This window comes from Streptomyces sp. RK62 (assembly GCF_018070255.1).
Lineage (GTDB): Bacteria > Actinomycetota > Actinomycetes > Streptomycetales > Streptomycetaceae > Streptomyces > Streptomyces nigra.
In genome coordinates this window covers 296,775-318,911 of the sequence record NZ_JAGPYD010000006.1, presented here as the reverse complement: position 1 = coordinate 318,911, position 22,137 = coordinate 296,775, and the positions used below count along the sequence as shown (strand labels likewise).

Annotated in this window: 17 protein-coding genes; 13 read left to right on the top strand and 4 right to left on the bottom strand. The window is 70.3% G+C overall.

Annotated elements, in window-relative coordinates; genetic code table 11:
• Positions 1-487: 487 nt before the first annotated feature.
• Positions 488-970, top strand: a complete 483-nt coding sequence (locus KBY32_RS14105; RefSeq protein WP_210980257.1) for an NUDIX domain-containing protein — start codon at positions 488-490, stop codon at positions 968-970.
• A gap of 43 nt (positions 971-1,013) precedes the next feature.
• On the opposite strand, the gene KBY32_RS14100 is transcribed toward KBY32_RS14105, so the two are convergent.
• Positions 1,014-1,997, bottom strand: a complete 984-nt coding sequence (locus KBY32_RS14100) for a winged helix-turn-helix domain-containing protein (protein ID WP_210980256.1) — start codon at positions 1,995-1,997, stop codon at positions 1,014-1,016.
• Between the two features lie 88 nt (positions 1,998-2,085).
• Between KBY32_RS14100 and KBY32_RS14095 the strand changes: the two genes are divergently transcribed.
• Both KBY32_RS14095 and KBY32_RS14090 read left to right on the top strand, forming a co-directional pair.
• Complete coding sequence (locus tag KBY32_RS14095) at positions 2,086-3,348, top strand: MFS transporter (RefSeq protein ID WP_210980255.1); 1,263 nt, start codon at positions 2,086-2,088, stop codon at positions 3,346-3,348.
• Positions 3,345-3,929, top strand: coding sequence for a DinB family protein (locus tag KBY32_RS14090; protein WP_210980254.1), 585 nt, complete (start codon positions 3,345-3,347; stop codon positions 3,927-3,929). The genes KBY32_RS14095 and KBY32_RS14090 overlap by 4 nt, the downstream gene beginning before the upstream one ends.
• Positions 3,930-3,988: 59 nt before the next feature.
• Here the strand turns inward: KBY32_RS14090 and KBY32_RS14085 are convergent, their stop codons facing one another.
• Both KBY32_RS14085 and KBY32_RS14080 read right to left on the bottom strand, forming a co-directional pair.
• Positions 3,989-10,957, bottom strand: coding sequence for a glycoside hydrolase domain-containing protein (locus KBY32_RS14085; RefSeq protein WP_308293727.1), 6,969 nt, complete (start codon positions 10,955-10,957; stop codon positions 3,989-3,991).
• A 441-nt stretch (positions 10,958-11,398) separates the two neighbouring features.
• Positions 11,399-12,418: an alcohol dehydrogenase catalytic domain-containing protein gene (locus tag KBY32_RS14080; protein ID WP_210980252.1), complete on the bottom strand. Its 1,020-nt coding sequence runs from the start codon at positions 12,416-12,418 to the stop codon at positions 11,399-11,401.
• A 263-nt stretch (positions 12,419-12,681) separates the two neighbouring features.
• Between KBY32_RS14080 and KBY32_RS14075 the strand changes: the two genes are divergently transcribed.
• From KBY32_RS14075 to KBY32_RS14040, 8 genes are all read left to right on the top strand, one after another.
• Positions 12,682-13,254 carry a TetR/AcrR family transcriptional regulator gene (locus KBY32_RS14075; protein WP_210980251.1) on the top strand — a complete coding sequence of 191 codons (573 nt, stop codon included), beginning with the start codon at positions 12,682-12,684 and terminating at the stop codon, positions 13,252-13,254.
• Between the two features lie 393 nt (positions 13,255-13,647).
• On the top strand, positions 13,648-14,259 hold the full coding sequence (gene wrbA / locus KBY32_RS14070; protein WP_210980250.1) for an NAD(P)H:quinone oxidoreductase: 612 nt from the start codon (positions 13,648-13,650) through the stop codon (positions 14,257-14,259).
• A gap of 151 nt (positions 14,260-14,410) precedes the next feature.
• Positions 14,411-14,704 (top strand): muconolactone Delta-isomerase family protein, encoded by a 294-nt coding sequence (locus tag KBY32_RS14065; protein ID WP_210980249.1) that lies wholly within the window; start codon positions 14,411-14,413, stop codon positions 14,702-14,704.
• A gap of 443 nt (positions 14,705-15,147) precedes the next feature.
• A complete protein-coding gene (locus tag KBY32_RS14060; protein ID WP_247689430.1) occupies positions 15,148-16,197 on the top strand; it encodes an LLM class flavin-dependent oxidoreductase in 1,050 nt (349 codons plus the stop codon).
• Complete coding sequence (locus tag KBY32_RS14055; protein WP_055619987.1) at positions 16,190-17,221, top strand: LLM class flavin-dependent oxidoreductase; 1,032 nt, start codon at positions 16,190-16,192, stop codon at positions 17,219-17,221. Before KBY32_RS14060 ends, KBY32_RS14055 begins: the two co-directional genes overlap by 8 nt.
• Before the next feature lie 19 nt (positions 17,222-17,240).
• Positions 17,241-17,957 carry an NADPH-dependent F420 reductase gene (locus tag KBY32_RS14050; protein ID WP_210980248.1) on the top strand — a complete coding sequence of 239 codons (717 nt, stop codon included), beginning with the start codon at positions 17,241-17,243 and terminating at the stop codon, positions 17,955-17,957.
• Positions 17,958-18,102: 145 nt separating this feature from the next.
• Entirely contained in the window at positions 18,103-18,777 is a 675-nt protein-coding gene (locus KBY32_RS14045) for a GPP34 family phosphoprotein (protein ID WP_247689429.1), read from the top strand.
• A gap of 281 nt (positions 18,778-19,058) precedes the next feature.
• Complete coding sequence (locus KBY32_RS14040; RefSeq protein WP_210980247.1) at positions 19,059-20,084, top strand: alcohol dehydrogenase; 1,026 nt, start codon at positions 19,059-19,061, stop codon at positions 20,082-20,084.
• Positions 20,085-20,256: 172 nt separating this feature from the next.
• Here KBY32_RS14040 and KBY32_RS14035 read toward each other — a convergent pair whose 3' ends face one another.
• Positions 20,257-20,724 (bottom strand): MarR family winged helix-turn-helix transcriptional regulator, encoded by a 468-nt coding sequence (locus tag KBY32_RS14035; RefSeq protein WP_210980246.1) that lies wholly within the window; start codon positions 20,722-20,724, stop codon positions 20,257-20,259.
• Between the two features lie 290 nt (positions 20,725-21,014).
• Between KBY32_RS14035 and KBY32_RS14030 the strand changes: the two genes are divergently transcribed.
• Together KBY32_RS14030 and KBY32_RS14025 are read left to right on the top strand one after the other, a co-directional pair.
• Entirely contained in the window at positions 21,015-21,485 is a 471-nt protein-coding gene (locus KBY32_RS14030) for a MarR family winged helix-turn-helix transcriptional regulator (RefSeq protein WP_079033453.1), read from the top strand.
• 124 nt (positions 21,486-21,609) lie between these two features.
• A complete protein-coding gene (locus tag KBY32_RS14025) occupies positions 21,610-22,065 on the top strand; it encodes a MarR family winged helix-turn-helix transcriptional regulator (RefSeq protein ID WP_055619991.1) in 456 nt (151 codons plus the stop codon).
• Positions 22,066-22,137 lie beyond the last annotated feature (72 nt).

Sequence of the window (22,137 nt, the reverse complement as noted above, 5' to 3'; positions counted from 1 at the left end):
CGACATCGTTGTCTTGCTGGGGGACCGTGGACATCCTTTCCCCCTCCGGGTGCGCACAACCGCTGCTGCCCGTGCGGGTGTTGGTGCCGGTGGTGCCGGCGTGCCCGCCCTAGGGGGTGTCTGACAATTCCCACCTGCCTCGCGGTGTCTGGCACGCACGCTCGCCGCGTTGCCGAAACGCCCACGTGACTCCGCCACGAGGGCGCTCCGGCGCCTTGCGACCGCACGCACCAGACACCGCGAGGCCCGCCCCTCCGGGGCGGACGGCGGGAATTGTCAGACACCCCCTAGACGGCAAGTCCCGCCGCGCGCGAACCCGGTGAGGCGTCCGTCCGACAGGTTCGAGTGGTGGTTCCACCGCTTCCTTCTGGTCCTGCTCGTCGTGGGACTGCCGGTGGCCGGCTACAGCGCGGGTACGACGGCGTACGTCCGCGCGCTTCCGACGGTGACCCAAGGGGATGTCAGTCCTGCCTGAGACGGTGTCCCCGTGGATGAACTTGTCGAACGTGTCGATGCTCAGGACCGGGTGCTGGGGGTGGTCAGCCGGTCCGAAGCGGTCCGGGAGGGCTGGCTGCACCGCGTCGGCGTGGTGGTGTGCCGCGACGACCAAGGCCGCTTCCTCGTCCATCGGCGGGCCGAGCACCTGTCCCGTTTCCCAGGCCACCACGAATTGGGTGTCGGAGGTGCCGCCGGAGTCGGCGAGACGTACGCGCAGGCGGCCGCCCGCGAACTGACCGAAGAGTTGGGAGTGCGAGCGGACGTACGCCTGCGATTCACGTTCCTCAACCGTGCCGGGCTGAGTCCCCACTGGCTCGGGGTGTGCGATGCCGTGCTCTCGGAGCCCATCGTCACCGATCCGGACGAGGTGGCATGGCACGGATGGCTGACCGAGCCCGAGCTACGCAGAACTCTGCGTCAGTGGACCTACACCCCGGACAGCCAGGAGATAGTCGATCGGTACCTTCACTAGAACCGCCGCACGGGCGAGGGCACCATGGCACGGCACGAGGCCCTCAACTCGAACCGGCCACCAGTGCCTCACCAAGCGGCGTGCGCCGGTACAGCACCGACCGTCCGGCTCGGGCGCGGACGAGCAACCCCGCGTCGCGCAGGATGGCGAGGTGGTCCCCGACCGCCCCGGGCGCCATGGCGAGGCTGCGGGCGAGGTGGCTCGTACTGGCCGGGGCGTCCAGCGCCAACAGCAGCCGGGCCCGCGCTCGGCCCACAAGCGCTGTCAGCGCGTCCGGTTGCCGGACGGTCGCCTCTTCACCCCACAGAGCGGCGGTGCCGCGGGCCGGGTAGACGAGCGTCCTGGGCCAGGGATCTTCCAGATGGGCGGCGATGTTCCCGACGAAGGCCGAAGGGATCAGCAGCAGCCCGTCGCCGACGAGACGGACACTGCCGACCGAGGGGAAGGAGCCGATCTCGAAACCACCGTCGCGCCAGACGATGCTCGGGTGCAGGCTCTCCACGGCCGTGGCCCAGCCGTGTTCGCCGATCACACCCACCCGGTGCACGACATCGCGCTCACAGATCGCACGCAGCTGCGGCCAGTCCGGGGCGAGCAACTCGTGCCACGCCCGGTCCATCGCCTCGGCGATACGGGACACGGCGTCCGCGGAGTCCAGCACCGCACGTACCCGGGGATCACGGGCGGACGGACCCGTCGTCACGCTGGCGGCGATCTCGCGGCGGGCAGCCTCCAGCGGTGACGCCCGAATCATGGCCAGGTCGTCCGCCCAGGTCTGGTTGAGGCCACGCGGGACCGGGGCGACGAAGTCCGGCCCGCCTCGCGAGGTCTGCAGGGCGAGAACGGCGTCCAGTTCCGTCTCTCGGCGGAGCCGTTCGAAGGTGGGCCGGAGGCGAGTGGCCCAGGGCCACGTCAGCGGCTGGCTCAGGCCGGCGAGCGCGCGGAGGAGCAGGCAGAGGTCCATCGCGGGCGACAGAGCGAAGCGACTGCGCAGCAGATCCTCGACGGAGACTTCGAAGCGGAGCACCCCGCGATGCTACTGCCGTACGCCTGCTTCGATTCGTCCAGCGACGAATCATTGGTGAGGGCGGCGGGCCCACCGCGAAGCTCTGGCCATGATCCCCGCCACCGAACCCGTGCAGGGCAACGACCGTGCCACGTACCGGCAGGTGCTGGCCGAACCACGCTTCCGGCTGCTCTTCGCGACCCGCACCATCGCGATCACCGCGGGTTCGCTGCGGATCACCACATACTCGGTGCTGGTCTTCGCGGTCACCGGCTCCGCGCTGCTGAGCGCACTGGCGTTCGGCATCGGCTTCCTGCCACAGCTGTTCGGCTCGCTGCTACTGGGCTCACTGGCCGACCGGCTCCCGCCCCGTGCGCTCATCACCGGCGGCTACGCCCTGGAGTGCGCCGCCGCCCTGCTGCTCGCCCTGGTGCCGATGCCGATCGCGGCGAGCCTCGGCGTCATGGCGCTGGTCGCCCTCGCCACACCGGTGTACGGCGGCGCGTCGAGCCGACTGGTCGCGCAGTGGCTCAAGGGCGACGCCTACGTACTGGGCCGTTCACTGAACAACATCGCCTCCTCCGGCGCGCAGTTGTTCGGTCTGGCGCTGGGAGGCGCGGTCGTCGCGGCACTCGGTCCGCACCGTGCCCTCGCGGTCAGCGCCGCCCTCTACCTCGGCTGCGCACTGGCCCTCCGTATCCGGTTGCCCCGGTTGCAGCCGGGGGGGGTCGGCGGCACACCCGACGGCGCTCGGGGCGGTGGCGCGGCCGTCCGCGCAAGCCTGCATGGCGCGGGCCGGCTCCTGCGCGGCCACACGGTACGACGCCTGATGCTGGCCCAATGGCTCCCGCCCGCGTTCGTCACGGGCGCGGAAGGCCTGATCGTCGCCTACGCGGGAAGACACGGCTTCGCCCCCGGCTGGTACGCCGTGCTGATGGGCTGTCTGCCCGTCGGCATGCTGGCCGGTGACCTGCTGATCGGCCGACTGCTGCGGCCACCGACCCGGGAGCGACTGGTGGTGCCGTTGACGGCGCTGACCGGGCTGCCGCTCCTCCTCTTCGCCGCCGAACCCGGCGTCGGCGTCTCGTCCTGCCTGCTGCTGCTCTCCGGCTTCGGACTGGCCTATGGGCTCGGCCTGCAACGGCCGTTCCTGAACGCGCTGCCGCCGGACGGCCAGGGTCAGGCGTTCGGTCTGCTCGGCTCCGGCAGTATGACGCTCCAGGGCGTCGGACCGGCCTGCTTCGGCGCGATGGCCGCGGGCGCCGGAACCGGCGGCGCGATGGCCCTGGCCGGCGGCGCGGCGCTGCTGACCGCCGGCTGGATGCTCACCTGGCACCCAGCGCACAGCCCACGGAAGGAACATGCCGCATGAACGACCCCTCGGCGAAGGACCACCTGCACCGCAGACTACGGAGGGACCGCGACGCACTGCTCTGGAAACTCGACGGCCTGTCCGAGTACGACGCCCGCCGCCCCCTGACGCCGACCGGAACCAACCTCCTCGGCCTGGTCAAGCACGTGGCCACGATCGAGGCCAGGTACTTCGGCGAGGTCTTCGACCGCCCGTCCCCGGAACCGCTGTCCCGCTGGCAGGACCACGACGGCAGCGATCAGTGGGCGGCCGAGGACGAGTCCCGCGATCAGATCATCGCGTTCTACCGGCGTACGTGGGAACACTCGGACGCGACGATCGACGAGCTTGCCCTCGACGCTCCGGGCCACGTGCCGTGGTGGCCGGAGCCCCACTTCAACACGACACTGTTCGCCATCCTGGTCCACGTCCTCGGCGAGACCAACCGGCATGCCGGACACGCAGACATCCTCCGCGAAAGCCTCGACGGCCGGACCGGCATGCGCCCCGAACACGAGCAGCCGATCGACGAGGAGGCCCGCGCGGCCTACCGCGAGAAGATCGAGCGGGCCGCCAGGTCGGCGGCATCGATCACGTTCTAGGACGAGACCTGCCGCGGCCCATGGAGCCGCGGCAGGTCAGCCTTTCCATACGTTGCCTCTCAGTACGCCCCGCGCCCCCGCGCGATCCGCAGCGGATCCGCCCACTCGGCCGCAGGCGACCACAAGCCGCCGCCCCCGCCGGGGCCTGCTCCGGCGTCTCCGCCGCCCAACAGGCCGGACGTCCCGGCGGCGCGGTCACCGCCATGGCCACCGGCCGCGACCGGCCGTTCGTCGCGATCCGTGAGCTGGAACCCGACCGTGTACGTCCGCGTCACCGAACCGTCGGCCGACGTCACCTTGATGGTGCGGGTGCTGAAGCGGTGTCCGGCCGACGACAGAACCGAGCTGCCGTCGCTCACCTTCACCCGCGCCCCGGACTGAGCCGGCACGGCCGACACGGCAGGGATCCTCTTGCCCCTCGGCCAGTCGACGACGTACGTCGACACGGCCGGGTCGAACCCGTCGACCGCGACGCCACCCACCTTGATCGCCGCGACGTCGGCGTCGGCGGCCTTCGTGGCGTCCGAGTAGTTCGTCACCTTGACGGAACCGTCGGCGTTCACGACCACGCGCGCCGACAGCGCGGCGGCGAGGTTGATCCGCTCCCAGCTCGCCCCGCCGGTCGCGGTGAGGTCCAGCGGGCGGCCGGAGTCCGTCGCGGTCTGCTCGAGGATCTGCGTGCGCTGCTCGGTGGTCAGCTCCGGGAACGCCGTGGTCAGCAGGGCCGCCGCGTCGGACGGTGCCTTGAGGGCCAGCCCGGACTTCCCGGCCTTCGAGAACCCGTAGTCCAGGCGCTGCGTGTACAGGTCGACCTGCTGCGCCGCGCTCAGGCCGGCGTAGGGCTCACCCACGCAGGCCTCCAGCGTGTCGCCGTACCCCTCCTTCTCGCACTGCGCGAGCAGCACGTTCCGCACCTCGGTGTGGGCCTGCGTCAGCAGCTCCGCGAAGTCCGGGTCCGCCCACCGGTGCGCGACGGTGGCCTGCGCGGCGATACGGCCGCCCATGACGTCGAGCGGGTAGTGGAACCCGAGGACGATGCGGTTGTCCCCGTACTCCGAGGCGCGGGCGAGGATCGACGGCGCCAGCTCCGGCAGCAGCGTGGCGAGGATGGTGCCGGCCTCGTAGCCGCCGTACGTGTGCCCGCTCGGGTACGAACCGCTCGTGGTGAGGCCGCCGTAGGAGCGGTCCTGCGACTCGTAGACGGCGCCGCCGTCGCCGACGAACCCGAGCCGCACGTACGGACGCTGGTAGCCGTAGTGGTCCTTGGCCGCGCCACCCAGGTCGAGGCCCTTGGTGACGCGGGAGAAAAGCGCGCTGGTCTTCGGCAGCCGGCCGCCCTTCAGCGCGTCCAGGTAGAGCGGGCCGAGCCGGGAGCCGAGACCGTCCGCCATCGTCATGGTGGAGCTGTTGGCCGCGTCGACCACGGCCCGGTCCACCTCCTTCTGGGTCGCCGCGTTGTTGATGCGTACGGCGATCTTGTCGTTCTCGGCGGTGAGCGGGGTGCCGCCCGGCACCTTGGTGTCGGCGGCGAGGATCCCGGAGCCGAGGTCCTTGAACCCGTCCAGCAGGCCCTGGAAGTAGCCCGTCCCACCATCCGCGCCCGGCCACTTGTCGGACGCGTAGGTGGCGTCGAGTACGTCGTCCGGGAAGGGCGACGGCTCGTACGCCGGGTCCGCAGCGGCGGCGGCCGAACCGGTGGTCACCTTGGCGGCCTCGGCGCGGTCGTCGGAGGTCCCGGCGAGGGTGACGGCCGTGACGGTGGCGGTGTGCGCCTTCGCCCGGCTCTTGGCCGTGAGCAGCGCCGTGTCCGCCGTGGGGGAGACGTGCGCGGTGGTGCCGTCGCCGAGAGCCACGGTGTAGCCGATGACCGGGAAGCCGCCGTCACCGGCCGCCCGCCAGGTCACACGGACCTGCGTGCCGTCGGTGGTCACGGACGTCACGCCCGGCCTCTGCGGGGTGCCACCGCCGATCACCACCGGTGCGGTGGCGGCGCTCGGCCGGGACGTACCGTACGCGTTCACCGCCTGGACGCGCGCGGTGTACGTCCTGCCGGGCCGCAGCCAGGTGAAGGTCGTGCTCCTGCTGTCCGGGTCGTCGATCCTGACCTCGTGGCCGTCGTCGAGCGTGACCTTGTAGGCCACGACCCGTGAGCCGCCGGTGTCCTCGGGCGCGGCCCAGGCGACGGTCAGGCTCGAACCGGACGAGGTCGCCGACACGGCGTCCGGCGCGGCCGGCACAGTCCTCGGCTTGGCCGTGAGCGCGGACATGGCCTTGCGCAGCGCCTCGTAACGGGCGTGGAGCGTCTCGTCCGTCGCCTTGTCGTCCGCGACCGCGGTCTTCGCCGCGGCGAGCGCCGTGGTGAACGCCTTCCACGAGGCGTCGGTGTAGCGGTCGTCCACGACGGCCGACGCCGTAGCGACCAGGTCCTCCAGCTTCAGCCGCGGCAGCGGGACGAGCTGGTTGGCCGCGAGGGTGAGGCTGCGCGTGTACGCGTCGACCTCGAGCTGGGTCGCGTCGTCGGCGTCGACGAGGGCGCGTGCCGCCGCGAGTTCCCGCAGAAACACACCGAAGTCGATCGTGCCGTAGCGCTCCGCGTCATCGGAGAGGCCCTCGAACCGCTCGATCCCCTTCCGCAGCGCGGACTTGTCCGTCTCGGCGGGCTCCTCGACGTGGGTGAAGGTGATCCGGGCCAGGTTCGCGACGTACGGGTGCGAGGCGTCCGGGGTCGTCACCAGCCGCAGATGCGCGGCGTGCTCACCGGTGATCGCCTCGGGCAGCGTCAGGCTCGTCGTCCCGCCCGCCGACCACGAGCTCCCCGTCACCGGCAGCGGCACGGTCGCGTACGGCGTCCCGGGGTTCGCCGCGTCGAACGAACCGAGGTAGAGCTGGACGGCGGAATTCGTGCCGCAGCGCGCCGAGTTGTTGACGTACGTGATCGTGACGGTGTTCTTCGGGGAGCTGCCGAAGTCGATCGTCCCGTAGTCCAGCCAGGCTCCGTTGTAGGTCCCGCCGAGGTTGGTGGTGGACCCCGAACCGGTCCACCCGACCGGCTCGCTCTTCAGACCACCCCCGCTGTGCGAGTGGAACGCGGTGGCGTCGAAGCCCACGGGGGTGTCGGCGCTCTGCGTCACGGTCAGCGAGTAGACGTTGCCGACGTACGGCTGAGCGTCGGAGTGCGTGCCGGAGACGAACACCGCGTACACGTCCTGGACGCCGGCGAAGACGCTCGGGTCGAGGTGGACGGACGTGGTGGCGACGGTTCCCCAGCCCGAACCGGTGTAGTCGAGGCGGATGTCGACGCGCTTGTCGCCGTCCTTCGAACCCAGGCGCAGCTCGATGTGCGAGTCCGACGCCGCTCGCGACTGGGGCTTGTCATAGCGGACGGTGACGGTGTCCGCGCCGTTGCGCAGGGCGACGTCCTTCCACTGCGCCCACGCGCCGTTCGTCACGTTCTCGAAGATGCCGTTCCCGAGCTTCAGCGGCAGCGAACCGTCGCCGGTCGCCGTGCTGTTGACGGCGCTCAGCGTGGCGAGCGTGGTCGTGGGGGACGTGGACAGCTCGTACGGCGAGAACTGGTGCCAGTCGAAGTTCGCCACCCACTGCTGACCGGGCGGCGCGTGGAAGACGAACGTCGCGCTCTTCGCGGCCAGCAGGGCCTCCGGATCGGTGATGGCGGCCTGCACGGTGCTCCAGTACTGCCAGCCGCCGGTTCCGGGGAGCGAGACAGTGGCGACGACGGGTCCGTCGGCGGTGCCGGCGTGGACGTCGACGCTGCTCGGCTTCGCGTTCGTCGCCTGCGAGTTGGCGTAGCGCACGGACACACTGCGCGGGGCGACACCGCCGAAGTCCAGCTTGGTGAAGCGTTCCCACGAGCCCTCGGTCACACCGCCGAGGTTGCCGTCGGAGTTGTTGCGCTCGCTCGTGAGGCTGGGGCCCTCCTTCTCGTCGGGGGACTCGGCCTGCAGGACGGCGTAACCGCCCTCGTCGAGGGTGAGGGCGTCGATGGCGGAGCGCAGTGCGTCGCCCGCGGCCATGAGGGGGCCCGTCGCGGAGGCGCGGTCCGCGAGGACGGTATGGGCGCGTTCGAGCGCCGACCGGAACACGGTCCAGGAACCGTCCGAGTAGTTGCCGCCGCGCACGAGCAGCGCCTGGTCCACCAGTGCGTCCAGCGCCTTGCGGTGGACCGCGGCGGCGGAGACGCGCAGTGGGTCGGTCGGGGATATCCCGGTGCCGCTCACCGACGAGGCGGGGACGCCGTGGGCGAAGGCCGCGTCGCGGAAGGTGATGCCGAAGCGCGCGTCGACCTCGGTGCTGCCGGTGACGGCCAGCGTGGCCGTCTTCTTGCCGGTGACATGGAGGTCCGCCGTCACGCCCTTCGGCAGGCCGGACACACTCGCCCCACCGCTCTTGGTGAGACTGGTGCCCTTGCGGGCGGCGAAGGACGCCGGTCCATCCAAGGTGAGCCGCACGCTGCCGTCGACGGTGCCGTCCGCGGCCGTGTCGACGATGCCCGGCCGGGCGGAGACAACGGTCCTGCCCTTGTCCGAACCCGGGTCGCTGTCACCGGAGTCGGTGCTCAGCGAGTACGCGGGCTCGGTGCGGGCGCCCCACTGGGAGGGCTTGGAACCCATGGTGAACGCGAGCGTCCCACCGGAGACGATCTGCGAGTAGTCGAGCCAGGTGTTGCCGAAGCGCTTGCCGTCGAGGGTCGCGTTCTGGATGTAGTAGTTGCTCGGCGACACACCGTCGGCCTTCACGGTGAACGAGGCACCGTTGCCATAGGTGATCTTCGTGGAGTCGAAGAACGGGCTGCCGATCTGGAACTGGCTGGAGCCCGCGGTCACCGGGAACAGGCCCAGGGCGGCCGCGACGAACATGGTCGACATCGTGCCGGCGTCGTTGTCCATGGTCGGCAGGAAGCCGTCCGGGGCCAGCTTGTAGACCTGCGTCTTGACCGGCGGGCGGAACTCGCCGCCGGAGCTGGGCGCTTCGTTCGTGGAGCCGGTCGCGATGTACCGGTTCCAGGTGGCGCTCGTGTAGATGGCCCGCACCCACTTCTGCGTCAGGCTCGGCTCGCCGACGTAGTTGAAGAGGTAGGGGGCCTGCAGGTCGATCTCGTTGGCGTTGGAGTGCAGCATGGTCGAGCCGTCGTCGACGGTGGAGTCCTCGCCGAACATGTGCCGGATCGCGGCCTTTCCGGCCTTCGCGCCGCCCATGGCCTCGATGAGACCGTCCATGTCGTAGGCGTCGTACCAGTGGTACTGCCACAGCGTGCCCTGGTAGAGACCGGCCGCCTCGAACTTCTCGTAGTCGGCGCCCTGCCAGTCGCCGTTCGCGGCGCGCGGGGTGAGCAGGCCGACCTTCGTCCCGTCGGCCGCGGTCCACGCCCCGGGCTTCACGAGGTTGTCGATCGCCATGGTCGCCTGCGCGCGCAGCTTCTTCGCGTCGTCCTCCTTGCCGAGCGCGCCGGCGATGACGGACAGCGCCCACTGGTCGTACCCGCGCTGCACGGTCGTACCGGGGTCACCGGCGACGTATCCCTGCCGCAGCTGCGCACCCGTGTAGTAGCCGGAGTACGCCAGCAGCGCCGGGTAGGCCTCGTCGAGCCGGTCGAAGTCCTTGAACCCCTTCGACAGAGCGTCCGCCACCAGCACCGCCGAGCGCTCCCAGCGCACGGTCGGCACCGAATGGGTCAGGCTGCTCAGGCTCTTGCCGGAGGCGCGCTGGTCGGCGAAGAGCACGATCAGCGACTGGATCATGTCTCGGTAGGCGGCCGGGTCGATGTACGCCTCGACGGAGTACTTGCGGAAGTCGTCCCAGGTGGACCAGCCGTCGTAGTACGTGAAGCCGTTCGCCTTGTGCACCGCTCCGTCCGCGCCGCGGTACGTACCGCTGGTGCTGGTGGCGTTCACGGGCAGCGCGTACATGCGGTACAGGTGCGTGTAGAACTGCTTGGTGAGCGTCGACCCGGGGTCGGACTTCGCCGAGGCGCGTACGTCGACGGCGCCGAGCGCGGCGTTCCACTCCGCCTTCGCGGCCGCGCGCACCTCGTCGAAGGTACGGCCGTCCACCTCGTGGCGCTGGTCGGTCGCGGCCTGCTCGGCGCTGATCGGCGACAGGGTGATGCGCAGTTCGATGTCGTCGCCGTCGGACGGGTCGAAGGCGAGCACGGCACCGGTGTCGGTGCCGTCTTGCGCGGTGACGCCGCTCAGCGTGCCGTCCTTGCCCCAGGTCTTCAGGGCGGTCACGGGCACGTTCGTGGTGGCGTGGTAGTACAGCTGGTACGCGGCACCGTTGAACGACCCCGCGATGAGCCCGCCGATCGCCGTGGTCCCGTCGGCCAGCGTCGTCACCTTCAGGGTCGAACGGGTGCGGCTCGTGTAGTTGTTGGCGAGATCGAGGACGAGCTTCGGTTCCGACCCGGCGGGGAAGCGGTACCGCTCGAGTGCGGTGCGCGTCGTCGTGGTCATCTCGGCGTCGATGGTGCCGGAGTCCTGCGTGACCGCCGAGGCGGTACCGGAGACGGACCCGAGGCCCACCTGGTAGTAACCGGGCGTCGCCGTCTCGTCCTTGTGGCTGAACGGGTGCGCGTACGTGCTGGGGGTGGGCCGCTTGTCGTACTTCACGGAAGTCGGGACGACGAGCAGGTCCCCGCCGCCACCGGAACCACCGACACCGTCGAGATTCGTCGCCGTGAACCCGGCGATGTGGTCCTCGTTGTAGTCGTATCCGGTGTGGTTGCGCTTCGGCGTGGTCAAGGGATTGACCTTGGCCAGACCGTGGGGCGACTGGGCGCCCGGCAGGTCGTTGCCGTCGTCACCTGCGGTGGAGACGAACGGGTCGACGAGCTTCGCGTAGTCGGTGCCGCCGGACGTCTCCGAGAACCCGGCCGAGGCGCCCGCGACGGGCACCGCGGCGGCAGCGCCGCCACCCGTCAGTACGCCGATCCCCAGCGCACCGGCGAGCAGCGCGGCCACCGCGGCGCGCAGCGGCCCGCGACGACGGCGGGCGGCCCCAGGCGGAACCACGCGGGGCGAGGGGTGATGAGATCTGACGGATCTGACGGGCACGTTGTCTCTCCTGCGTCGCGGCGAGCACGCGTGGAGTGACCCCGCGGTGCGACGTGCGACAACGTTGTCAGTCGGCAACCTGATCGCACGCATGCAACAACTCGGTGCGAGACGGAAAGACCAACTCAACGCAATCACGGGCAACTCGACGGGATCACGCCAGCGCGTGGATGACCGTACTCGATGAGACGCGGAGAAGGTATACGGAAGACACACGGAATCTGTACAGCGTGTGCGCAACGGGGTGAGGACTTCGGTGGCTTGGGGCCGGCACGGCCAGCCGTAGGGCTGGGGCCGCACCGCTCCCGCAGCGAACGGTCGCCCTCCGGCGGGGTGTTGTGGGTGCGCCTGCGGCTACTGCCCGCCGGATACGGCGTCCGGCAGGCAGTAACCGGCGTGTCAGGCCGCCTTGACGTCGAGCACGACGCGGAAGCGGGCCTGACCCGACAGCATCCGCTCGTAGGCCTCCTCCGCCTGTGCGAAGTCCATGACCTCGACACGGGGCCGGATGTCGTGGGCGAGACTGAAGGCGAGGTTGTCCTCGTTCTCGATCGCGGTTCCGGTCAGGCTGCCCATGACCGAGCGGGTGCCGAAGATGAGGTCCGGGGTGGCGACGGTCAGCGGGTCGGGCGCCGCTCCGACCACGACCAGCTTGCCGTTCGGGGCGAGTCCGCGGACCAGCGGGTTCATCGAGGCGCCGCTGGAGGCGGTGGCGATGACGAGGGACGCCCCGCCCAGGGCGGCCAGTTCGGCCCCGGCGTCGGTGCTGGTGCTGTCGATGTAGACGTCGGCGCCCAACTCCCGGGCGTACGCCTCCTTCTCCGGGCCGCGGGCGATGGCGGCGACCCGGTAGCCGAGGGTGCGCGCGTACTGCAGGGCCAGGTGGCCCAGGCCGCCGATGCCCTGCACCGCGACGAGAGCGCCCGCCCGGGCCGGCCCCTGCTGGAGGGCGATGAAGGTGGTCAGTCCGGCGCACAGCAGGGGAGCGGCGTCGATCGCGGAGATGCCGTCGGGGATACGCACGAGCCCGCTGGCCCGGGCGTAGGCGACCTCGGCGTAACCGCCGTCGATCGTCGTGCCCGTCTGCTCCTGGTTGAGGCAGTTCACGAAGTCGCCCCGGCGGCAGGGATCGCACTCCCAGCACTGCCCGTTCAGGAAGCCGACGCCCACCCGGTCGCCGACCTGCCAGGTGGTCACCCCGGCGCCGACCGCGTCGATGACGCCGACGATCTCGTGGCCCGGGATCACGGGCTGCGAGGGGTCGGCTCGCAGGCCCTCGATGGCGAGCACGTCGGTGTGGCAGATCCCGCAGGCTTCGACGCGCAGCCGCACCTGGCCCGGTGCGGGATCGGTCAGCTCGCGCTCGACCAACTGCAGGTTATGGACGCCGGTGGCCTCGAAGGCGCGGTACGTGGACATGGTGGCTCCTGAATGTCGTGCGGGAAGGGGGAGGTGCGGACGGACCGGTCCGGCATGTGGTGAGTGGCTTGACCTCGGCCTGCGAAGGCGGGCGCAGGCCGACGGTCGGTCCGCTCATAAATGACCAGTCGTCTTAGCGAGCTTAACCCATGTCCCGACGTTGGTTCAGGTGTGAGCGGTGTGAGCGCCTACGATTAGGTGGTCGGTCATCTCGACCGGCATGTGGCCCGGGCGATCGGGCGCGGTCACGGAAGGCGAGTGGCATGGGGCGAGCATCCAAGCGCGAGGAGATCGCCGAGGCGGCCTTCCGCCAGTTCCACGCGCGGGGCTTCAACGCCACCGGCATCAACGACATCACCAAGGCGGCCGGAGTTCCCAAGGGGTCCTTCTACAACCACTTCTCCAGCAAGGAGGAGAGCGCCCTGGAGGCGCTGAGCAGGTACGCGGAGACCCTGCGCTTCGACCTGCTCGCAACGCCCGATCTCCCTCCGCTGGAACGGCTGCGGGCGCACTTCGAGTACCTCAGCAGGGACACCGTGGACAACGGCTTCGTCCGCGGCTGTCTGGTGGGCAACTTCGGTGCCGAGATCGCCGACCACAGCGAGGAGATCCGGGTCGCGGCCAAGCAGGGCTTCGACGCCTGGGGCCACCGGCTCGGCGCGGTCCTCGCCGAGGCCCAGGCGGCGGGTGACCTAGATGGTTCCCTGAACACCGAGACGATCGCCTTGTTCATCCTCAGCGCCTGGGAGGGGACGCTGATCGCGGCCCGGGTCGACAAGTCGGCGGCGCCCGTGGACGCGTTCTTCGAGCTCGTTTTCGAGCGGATTCTCCGCTAAGGGCTGTCCCGTAGTTCCCGGTGGATCAGCGCGCGGCGTCGGATGCGGTGCATCGCAAGGCGGAGGGTCGTCCGCATACTGGATGTATGCGGAGGACCCGACAACGCGGCGAGGTGCCGTAGCTGTCGTCGCGCGCCCGCCGGGAATTACGGGACAGCCCTTAGGTACGGGTCTTGCGCGTGCGCCGCCTCGGCCGGCGTGCGCGATCGGATCGGCGCCGTCCTGGCGTCGTGAGTGCCGCTTCCTGAGGCTTTTCCGTGGGGTGCCCGCAGTGTCTGACCTGCATGGACACCCATCATTTGACGGTAGGCGACCGGTCGTCTAGATTAAACGACCGGTCGTCTAGTCACGCCCGAACATCACCTCGCCCCCTCTTATCGATGGAGAATCTCCATGTCCACTCCCGTCAAGCTCGCGATCGTCTTCTACTCCTCCACCGGCACCATCACGGAGATCGCCAAGGAACTCCACGACGCCGGCGTCAAGGCGGGCGCCGACGTCCGGCTTCTCAAGGTCGCCGAGCTCGCTCCCCGAGCGGCCATCGACTCCAACCCCGCCTGGGCCGCCAACCACGCCGCCACCGCGAGTGTTCCGGAGGCCACTCCGCAGGACATCGAGTGGGCGGACGCCGTCATCTTCGGCACCCCCACCCGCTTCGGCAACGTCTCCTCGCAGCTGAAGCAGTTCATCGACACGCTCGGCGGCCTGTGGGCCGAGGGCAAGCTCGCCGACAAGGTGTACAGCGGCTTCGTGTCCACCGCCACGGCGCACGCCGGCCACGAGTCGACGCTGCTCGCCCTGTACAACTCCGTCCACCACTTCGGCGGCATCGTCGTCAGCCCCGGCTTCACCGACCCCGCCAAGTTCACCGACGGCAACCCCTACGGCACCTCCCACGCCGACGGCCAGGGCACCAACCCCGTCGACGACACCACCCGCGCCGCCGCCCGCATCCAGGCCGAGCGCGTGGTGAGGATCGCCGGCACGATCAAGGTCGCCGCCTGACCCTGTCACCCAGGTGAGGGGGACGGACCGGAGTCCGCTCAGGCCCACGGCGCGAGACGTGGGCCCGAGCGGCACAGTTGGTCGAGGGCCCTGCGCCGCCTATCGACGGCGTCACTCGGTGCCGTCGGCACCCACCCAGAAGGGAAAGATCATGCAGGAATTCCTGGTCGAACTGACCACCACCGTTCCCGAGGGGACCGACCAGGCGGTGGTCGACGAGCGTCGCGCCGCCGAAGCCGTGCGGGCCAAGGAGCTGGCGGCGCAAGGGCACCTCTTCCGGCTGTGGCGCCCGGTCGGAGAACTGCGCAGCATCGGTGTCTGGCTTGCCGACGACGAGGCGGAGCTGCGGGCGAAGGTGCTCGGCAGCCTTCCCTTGTGGCCCTGGATGACCGCGGTGATCACACCGCTCCAGTCCCACCCGAACGATCCCGGCGGGGCCGCCTGAGGCTTCCCGCACGGCCGTGAGCGGCGAGGCCGCCCCGGCGTGCAGGCGGCACCCACCCTCTTGCGAACCAGTACAGCAGTGCCTGATGGACGACAGGACAGGGGCGCAGCGAGACATCGTGTCCGGCGTCATCGACCGGTGGAAGCACTACCAGGTGTCCAAGCTCGCATGACGGTGCCCTGGTGCGCCGACCGCAGATCGTGATCTGACGGTGAGGGGCGTCGAGGAGACACCCGCCGGAGCGGCGACCTGCGTCACCCGGATCCCGGACGCGTCGCCTCCCGGCAGCGGGAGGGCCGGCCGCCGCGCATCGAACTCATGCGCTAGGGCTCGACCCATCGATATTTGACTCGTCAAGTAAATGAAGGCATACTTGACGAGTCAAACAAACTGGGGGTCCGGGGGTGACAGTCCCGGCGGGCGCGGCTATGGAAGGAGCGGCCATGGAGGCCAGCGCTTTCGAGATCGGACTCAACTCCTTCGGGGAGGTCGCCACGGACGACGGCCGTACCCTCGACGACGCCGATGTGGTGCGTCTCCTCGTGGAGGAGGCCAGGCTCGCCGAGTCCTCCGGGATCGACGTCTTCAGCGTCGGCGAGCACTATCGGCCGGGGCACGTCGACAGTGCCGTCCCCGTACTGCTCTCCGCCATCGCCACCGCCACGGAGCGCATCCGCCTCGGCACGTCCGTGACGGTGCTGAGCACCAATGACCCCGTGCGGCTTTACCACGCGTTCTCCACGCTCGACGCCGTGTCGAACGGCCGGGCGCAGCTGGTCCTCGGGCGGGCGTCCGCCACGGAGTCCTTCTCACTGTTCGGCTACGACCTCACCAAGTACGAGCAGCTCTTCGAGGAGAAGCTCGAGCTGTTCATGCGCCTCCAGCGGGAGGAGGAGGTGACGTGGAGCGGGACGACCCGCGCCCCGCTCGTCGAACAGCGGCTGCGTCCGCGGATGCGCCCCGGCGGTATCCCCACCTGGATCGGTGTGGGCGGCAGCCCCAACTCCGTGCTTCGCGCGGCCCGTTACGGCCTCCCTCTGATGCTGGCCGTCATCGGCGGCCGTCCCCAGCGCTTCAGCGGCCACGTGGACCTCTACCACCGGGCGCTCCAGCAGGCCGGACACGCCCCGCTACCGATCGGACAGCACTCCCTGGGGCTCGTCGCCGACAGCGACGAGGAGGCGGTCGAGACCTGGTGGCGGTACTGGGAGCCGGTCGTCCGTCAACTCGCCGAGGAGCGTGGCTTCTACAAGCCGGACCGGCAGCGCTACGAGGCCGAGCTGAAGCACGGCGCGCTCTTCGTAGGGTCCCCGGAGACCGTCGCCCGCAAGATCGCCACTGTGGCCCGGGACCTGCACCTGAGCCGCTTCGACCTCAAGTACGACGTCATGCGGCTCCCGCGGCAGGCCCGCGCCCGCACGATCGAGCTGCTGGGGCGTGAAGTCGCCCCGCGCGTACGGGAGATCCTCAGTAAGGAGGCCACCCATGTCTGATCTCGTCTTCGGCCTGGACACCTTCGGTGACGTACCCGAGGACGACTCGGGTGCGCTCGTCTCGCACGCGAGGTCGATCCGCCAGACGGTCGCCGAAGCCGTCCTCGCCGACGAACTCGGCGTCGACGTCCTCGCGCTGGGCGAGCACCACCGCCCGGAGTACTCGGTCAGCAGCCCCGAGACCGTGCTCGCCGGGATCGCCGCCCGCACCGAGCGCATGCGGCTCTCCTCCGGCGTCACGGTGCTCAGCTCGGACGACCCGGTGCGCGTCTTCCAGCGGTTCGCGACGCTCGACGCGCTCAGCGACGGGCGCGCCGAGATCATCCTGGGACGCGGTTCCTTCACGGAGTCCTTCCCCCTGTTCGGCTACGACCTCGCCGACTACGACGTCCTCTTCGAGGAGAAGCTCGACCTCTTCGTGCAGCTGCTGAAGGAGGAGCCCGTCACCTGGAAGGGCACGGTCCGGGCGCCCCTCGACAACGCTGAGGTCTATCCCACGACCGAGTCCGGGCACCTGCCGACCTGGGTCGGCGTCGGCGGTTCGCCCCAGTCGGTGGTGCGTACCGCCCGCCACGGGCTCCCGTTGATGATCGCCATCATCGGCGGCGCCCCCACGCGCTTCGCCCCCTACATCGACCTCTACGAACGCGCGACAGCCCAGTTCGGCACCACCGCCCATCCCGTCGGCATGCACTCGCCCGGCTTCATCGCCGACACCGACGAGGAAGCCCGCGAGGCGCACTGGCCGGGGTACCGGGTGATCCGGGACCGCATCGGTGCTCTGCGCGGATGGCCGCCGGTGCGCCGCGAGGAGTACGAGGCGGAGATCGCCCACGGCTCCATGTACGTCGGGTCGCCCGAGACGGTCGCACGCAAGATCGCCCGTGCGGTCCGCGACCTCCAGGTCGGCCGCTTCGACCTCATCTACACCTCCGGCTCGCAGTCGATCAGCCACCGCCTGCGCACGGTCGAGCTGTACGGCACGAAGGTGATCCCCATGGTCCGCGACATGCTCGCCGGCTGATCCGGTTCGGGAGACGGCAATGAACACGAGACCTGTGCACACGATCGGCATCCTGGGCGCCGGGAAGGTGGGGACCGTGCTGGCCCGGCTGGCGGTGGCCGCCGGGCACCGCGTCCTCATCGCGGGCTCGGGCGCGCCCGAGAGGATCGCTCTCACGGTCGAGGTCCTCGCCCCCGGGGCGGTCGCGGTCACCGCCGCCGAGGCCGCGGACCGGGCGGACCTCGTCGTACTCGCCCTGCCTCTGAGCAAGCATGGCGGCATCCCCGTCGAAGCCCTGCGCGGCAAGCTCGTCGTCGACGCGATGAACTACTGGTGGGAGATCGACGGCGTGCGTGAGGACTTCACGGACCCGCGCACCTCGACCAGCGAGATCGTCCAGGCGTTCCTGCCGGGATCGAAGGTGGTCAAGGCGTTCAACCACATGGGCTACCACGACCTCGAGGACGGGGCCGTGCCGGCGGGGACGCCCGGGCGCAAGGCGATCGCGGTCGCCGGGGACGACCCGGACGCCCTGTCCACAGTGATGGAACTGGTCGACGACCTCGGGTTCGACCCGGTCGACGCCGGCCTGCTGGCGCAGGGGGTGCGCCTTCAGCCGGGCACTGAGCCCTTCGGCGCCAACGTCGGTGCGGACGAGCTGCGGGCCATGCTGGACCGCTTCCCGGCAACCGAGCGTGGTCGTGCGGTGAGCGAGGCCCGCTCGGCCGCATCGGCGCCGGGCGCCCGCGCGCACTGACGCAGTCCCTCGAGAGGGGGCGGGCGCCGGACTCACTCCTCAGCCGGCATCGAGCGGTCTGAGGAGTCAGCCGTCCGGACGCCTCAGCCCGCCCCGGCTGTCGTCATCGCGCGATTTTGTGCCTTTCGTGGAACTACCGCACGCTATGTTCTATGCGCCTTTCAGCTGGTCGGCGTCGTCGCTGACGATCGCCTCCCCGACCGACCTGGAGCCGTACATGACCACAGCCCTGGGCCTGTGCGCCCTCGCCGCCTCCCCGGGCATCGATGCCCCGCCGGAGCCGGGTGACCTCTCCCTCTCCCTGGCCGGCGCGGAACTGGTCGACCTTGTCGATCTGCAGGCCGTGCTCCTCGACGACGGTCGGCTCCTGCCCGCCGCATCGCCGCGAACCCAGGACGACTTACTGCTCGAAGCCGCCTCGACGATCGTCCGGGACGCCCCTTACGAGACCGTGGAGCAATGGCTGTGGCGTCGCGGCCGTGATCTGGCCGCCCGCTACCGGAGGGCCCTCGAGGCGACCGCGAGCGGCACACCGGCACACTCCTCCCGGCACTCCTTCCGCAGGTCCCGCCCGCTGCCCGTCGTCCCGCCCGCGGTCGACCGGGCGCTCGGCCGCATGACGGACGGACGGCCCGTCGTCGTCGCTCTCGCGGCCGCGGCGCGCATCGTGGAGGCCGCGGACGAGACACTCGGCGAGCTGGACCCGGACGAAGCCGCCGTGGTGGGCGCTGTCCACCAGGCCGTCACGCGGCTGGCCGCGGAACGGCAGCGCCGATCGATCGAGCGGGTGGGTTTCGACGACATCGCGCGGGGCTTCTGAGCAGGTGATCCGGGAGGCCCGGCACGGCCGCCCCGACCGCATCTTTTGCCGAGCCGCCCCGCTGATGGTGGGATGGACGATAGTCACCCGCGCCGGACCGCTGGTGATCACAACTGCCGCCCGAGGAACGGCTCGCCCGGCCCCGGCCCCGAACTTCCGTGACCGACGTCGGCGTTCGTCGTGCGACGTACCGGCGTCCCCTCGGAGCCTCCTCCTCGGCAGCAGGGCCGATCAGCGAGGCCGGCGTCACGAGGGCGGCCTCCCTGATGACGGAGACACATATGGATACCTACCGTGCCGCGCAGGTGACGAGTCCGAGCGGGCGTTTCGAGGTCGTCGAGCGCGAAGTACCGCAACCAGGGCGCAATCACGTCCGCCTGTCCGTCGAGGCATGCGGCATCTGCCACAGCGACGACTTCTTCGTGACCGGCACCATGCCCGGTGTGCGGTGGCCGCTGGTGCCCGGACACGAGGTGGCCGGACGCATCGAGGAACTGGGCGAGGGCGCCGAGGCCTTCGGCTGGAAGGTGGGGGACCGGGTGACGGTGGGGTGGTTCGGCGGCAGCTGCTGGCACTGCACGCCGTGCCGGCGGGGTGACTTCATCGTCTGCGAGAACCTCAAGATCCCGGGCTACGCGTACGACGGGGGTTTCGCCGAGAACATGATCGCGCCGGTCGATGCCCTGGCGCGCATTCCTGACGCCCTGTCGGCGGCGGACGCGGGTCCCATGGCCTGCGCGGGGGTCACGACCTACAACGGGCTGCGGCGCAGCTCCGCCCAGCCGGGCGACAGGGTGGCCGTGGTGGGCCTCGGCGGTCTCGGGCATCTGGCCGTGCAATTCGCCGTGGCCATGGGATTCGAGACGGTGGCCATCGCCCGCGGCGCGGAGAAGGCCGAACTGGCCAAGCGCTTCGGGGCACACCACTACATCGACAGCACGGAAGCGACCCCGGTCGCGGACGCTCTGCAGGCCCTTGGGGGTGCCAAGGTGGTGCTGGCCACGGCCGGCGACTCCGACGCCATCGCGGCCACCGTCGACGGTCTGACGTCCCGAGGGGAACTCGTGGTCATCGGAGTCTCGCCCGAACCCCTTGGCATCGCCCCGCTCCAGCTCATCCTGTCGGGCCGGGTGGTGCGCGGCCACCCGTCCGGTACCGCGCAGGACGTGCAGGACACCATGGACTTCAGCGCCCTGCACGGCATCCGCCCCACGGTGGAAGCCGTGCCCTTGAGCGAGGCGGACTCCGCCTATCAGAGGATGCTCTCCGGCGCGGCCCGCTTCCGCATGGTCCTCACCAACGCCTGAGCGCACCCACCGGATCGTCTGGGCGTGGGAGCCCGGGTGGCTCGGTCGGCCGCGCCCTGCGACAGCGCCGACGCGGACCCGCTCCTGAGTGGCCCGGTACCGCCGCGGACTGCCGGGCGGGTCCGCGCCCCTCCTCCGCCGACGGGCCCGCCCAGCGGCGCGGTCCGCCCGATCAGGTGGCGACCCTCTCCAGCGCGGCGGCGAGGGTCTTGAGGTCGATCCCGGTCAGGTGGTCGAGGAAGTGGCGGCGCAGAGCGGCCAGGTTGCTCGGCCACGCCTCCTCCAGGCGGGCGAAGCCGGAGTCGGTGAGGGCGGCGCGGTAGCTGCGCCCGTCGCGGTCGCACCGCACGCGCTCGATGTAGCCCTCCTTCTCCAGCCGGTGCACGACCCGTGTCGTTCCGCTGAGCGACATCTCGCAGGCGGAGGACAGGTCCCCCATCCGCAGGCGCCGGTCGGGGGCCTCGGAAAGATGCATCAGAGCCAGATACTCCGTGGCGGACATCTGCTGTTCCTGGGTCATGACGGCGTCGATGGCGCGCGGCAAGGCGTTGATCAGCAGAGGGAGCGATCGGACGACGGCCTCTTCGTCCACGGTCAGTGGTTGCACCGCGTATCCCGCTGGCGCAGGCTTCGGCGTCATGAGGTTTTCCTGTCTGTCTCGGCGAGGAAGCCGGTCCGCGGTGGGCCACCGTGGCGCCTTCGAGCTGCCGCTCCTCCCGGTGCGGTCTCGAGCGGCGCCGTCTTTTCGGCCCCGACCGGGCGGGCCGTCGCATCCGGACCGGAGGGTGTACCATGACATAAATTGCTTGACGTAGCAAATAGGGGAGTGGGTCCTCCGCACGAGGGCTCCGGTGGCGGGCTCCCGGAGCGGCCCCGGCCTATGGTAAGCACCCCCTTGATCGCATTCCCGACGAACAGAAGTGTGGAACCATGCCAGGCATCGCAGCTCAGCCGGACGAGAGAGGTCTGCGGCCCCTCGACGCCGAGGAAGAGGCCGTGGTGAGGGCGCTGAGCCGCGTCATCTACGCTCTGCCGCGGGCGATCGACGCTGACATGATGCGAGAGCAGCGCCTGTCCCTCATCGAGTACCTGGCTCTGGCGAACCTCTCGGAGGCTCCCGACCGGCAGATGCGGATGAGCGACCTCGCCGCCGCCGTCGAGATGTCGCTCAGCGGCATGACGCGGCTGGTCACCCGGCTGGAGAGCCAGGGGCTCATCCAGCGTGTCAAGTCATCGCTCGATGCCCGGGGATCGAACGCCATCCTCACCGACGAGGGCTTCGCCCGTCTGGAAGCCGCGTGGCCGTCCAACCTGGCGTCCGTGCGCCGTCACTTCCTGGATCACCTGACGGGCCTCGACCTCGGTCAGCTCGCGGTGGCCCTGCGGAACATCGCCACCTGAAGGGACCCGCCGGCCCGCGGCATGGACTCCAGTCCTCGTCCTGACTGCTTGATGTGGGAAGTAGTCCTTGTGCGAGCATTTGCGGGTCAATCGATCGGGCCGGTGCGACAAATAGACTGTGCCCATGGCAGACGCGACGACAATCGTTCCCCTCAACCCGGACGAGGAGAAATTCCTCCGGGCACTCGGCAAGGTGATGGCCCTTTTGCCCCGGGTTGTCGACGCGGACATGCTCGAGGAGCTTCCGATCTCCTCCACCGAGTACACCGTCCTGGTCCATCTTTCCGAAGTCCCGCACCATCAGATGCGCATGAGCGAATTGGCCAACGTGTGCGGCCTTTCGCTGAGCGGCATGACCCGGGTGGTGAACCGGCTGGAGTCCCAGTCACTCGTCACCCGGCAGAAGTGTCCCGAGGACGGGAGGGCGTGGCTGGCCTTGCTCACCAACCCGGGGTGGAAGATGCTGGAACAGGCGTGGCCCACGAACCTCGCCAGTGTGCGCCGGCACATCTTCTCCCGCCTGGAAGGCTGCGATGTGGCGGCGGCCGCGGAGGTGCTGCAGCGCATAGCGGCACCCTGACGTCCGGCCCGGTGGAACGCCCACCGGTCCGTACGCCGCGCGGGCTCAGGAGCTCAGTCGCACCCTCGACAG

What these genes read in the sequence shown, in the direction of transcription:
- KBY32_RS14060 (WP_247689430.1), top strand. Translation starts at nt 15,148, where the DNA reads ATGGAGGCCAGCGCTTTCGAGATCGGACTCAACTCCTTCGGGGAGGTC.
- KBY32_RS14080 (WP_210980252.1), bottom strand. Translation starts at nt 12,418, where the DNA reads ATGTCCACGTACCGCGCCTTCGAGGCCACCGGCGTCCATAACCTGCAG.
- KBY32_RS14090 (WP_210980254.1), top strand. Translation starts at nt 3,345, where the DNA reads ATGAACGACCCCTCGGCGAAGGACCACCTGCACCGCAGACTACGGAGG.
- KBY32_RS14050 (WP_210980248.1), top strand. Translation starts at nt 17,241, where the DNA reads ATGAACACGAGACCTGTGCACACGATCGGCATCCTGGGCGCCGGGAAG.
- KBY32_RS14040 (WP_210980247.1), top strand. Translation starts at nt 19,059, where the DNA reads ATGGATACCTACCGTGCCGCGCAGGTGACGAGTCCGAGCGGGCGTTTC.
- KBY32_RS14025 (WP_055619991.1), top strand. Translation starts at nt 21,610, where the DNA reads ATGGCAGACGCGACGACAATCGTTCCCCTCAACCCGGACGAGGAGAAA.
- KBY32_RS14065 (WP_210980249.1), top strand. Translation starts at nt 14,411, where the DNA reads ATGCAGGAATTCCTGGTCGAACTGACCACCACCGTTCCCGAGGGGACC.
- KBY32_RS14035 (WP_210980246.1), bottom strand. Translation starts at nt 20,724, where the DNA reads ATGACGCCGAAGCCTGCGCCAGCGGGATACGCGGTGCAACCACTGACC.
- KBY32_RS14030 (WP_079033453.1), top strand. Translation starts at nt 21,015, where the DNA reads ATGCCAGGCATCGCAGCTCAGCCGGACGAGAGAGGTCTGCGGCCCCTC.
- KBY32_RS14045 (WP_247689429.1), top strand. Translation starts at nt 18,103, where the DNA reads ATGTTCTATGCGCCTTTCAGCTGGTCGGCGTCGTCGCTGACGATCGCC.
- KBY32_RS14095 (WP_210980255.1), top strand. Translation starts at nt 2,086, where the DNA reads ATGATCCCCGCCACCGAACCCGTGCAGGGCAACGACCGTGCCACGTAC.
- KBY32_RS14075 (WP_210980251.1), top strand. Translation starts at nt 12,682, where the DNA reads ATGGGGCGAGCATCCAAGCGCGAGGAGATCGCCGAGGCGGCCTTCCGC.
- wrbA (WP_210980250.1), top strand. Translation starts at nt 13,648, where the DNA reads ATGTCCACTCCCGTCAAGCTCGCGATCGTCTTCTACTCCTCCACCGGC.
- KBY32_RS14055 (WP_055619987.1), top strand. Translation starts at nt 16,190, where the DNA reads ATGTCTGATCTCGTCTTCGGCCTGGACACCTTCGGTGACGTACCCGAG.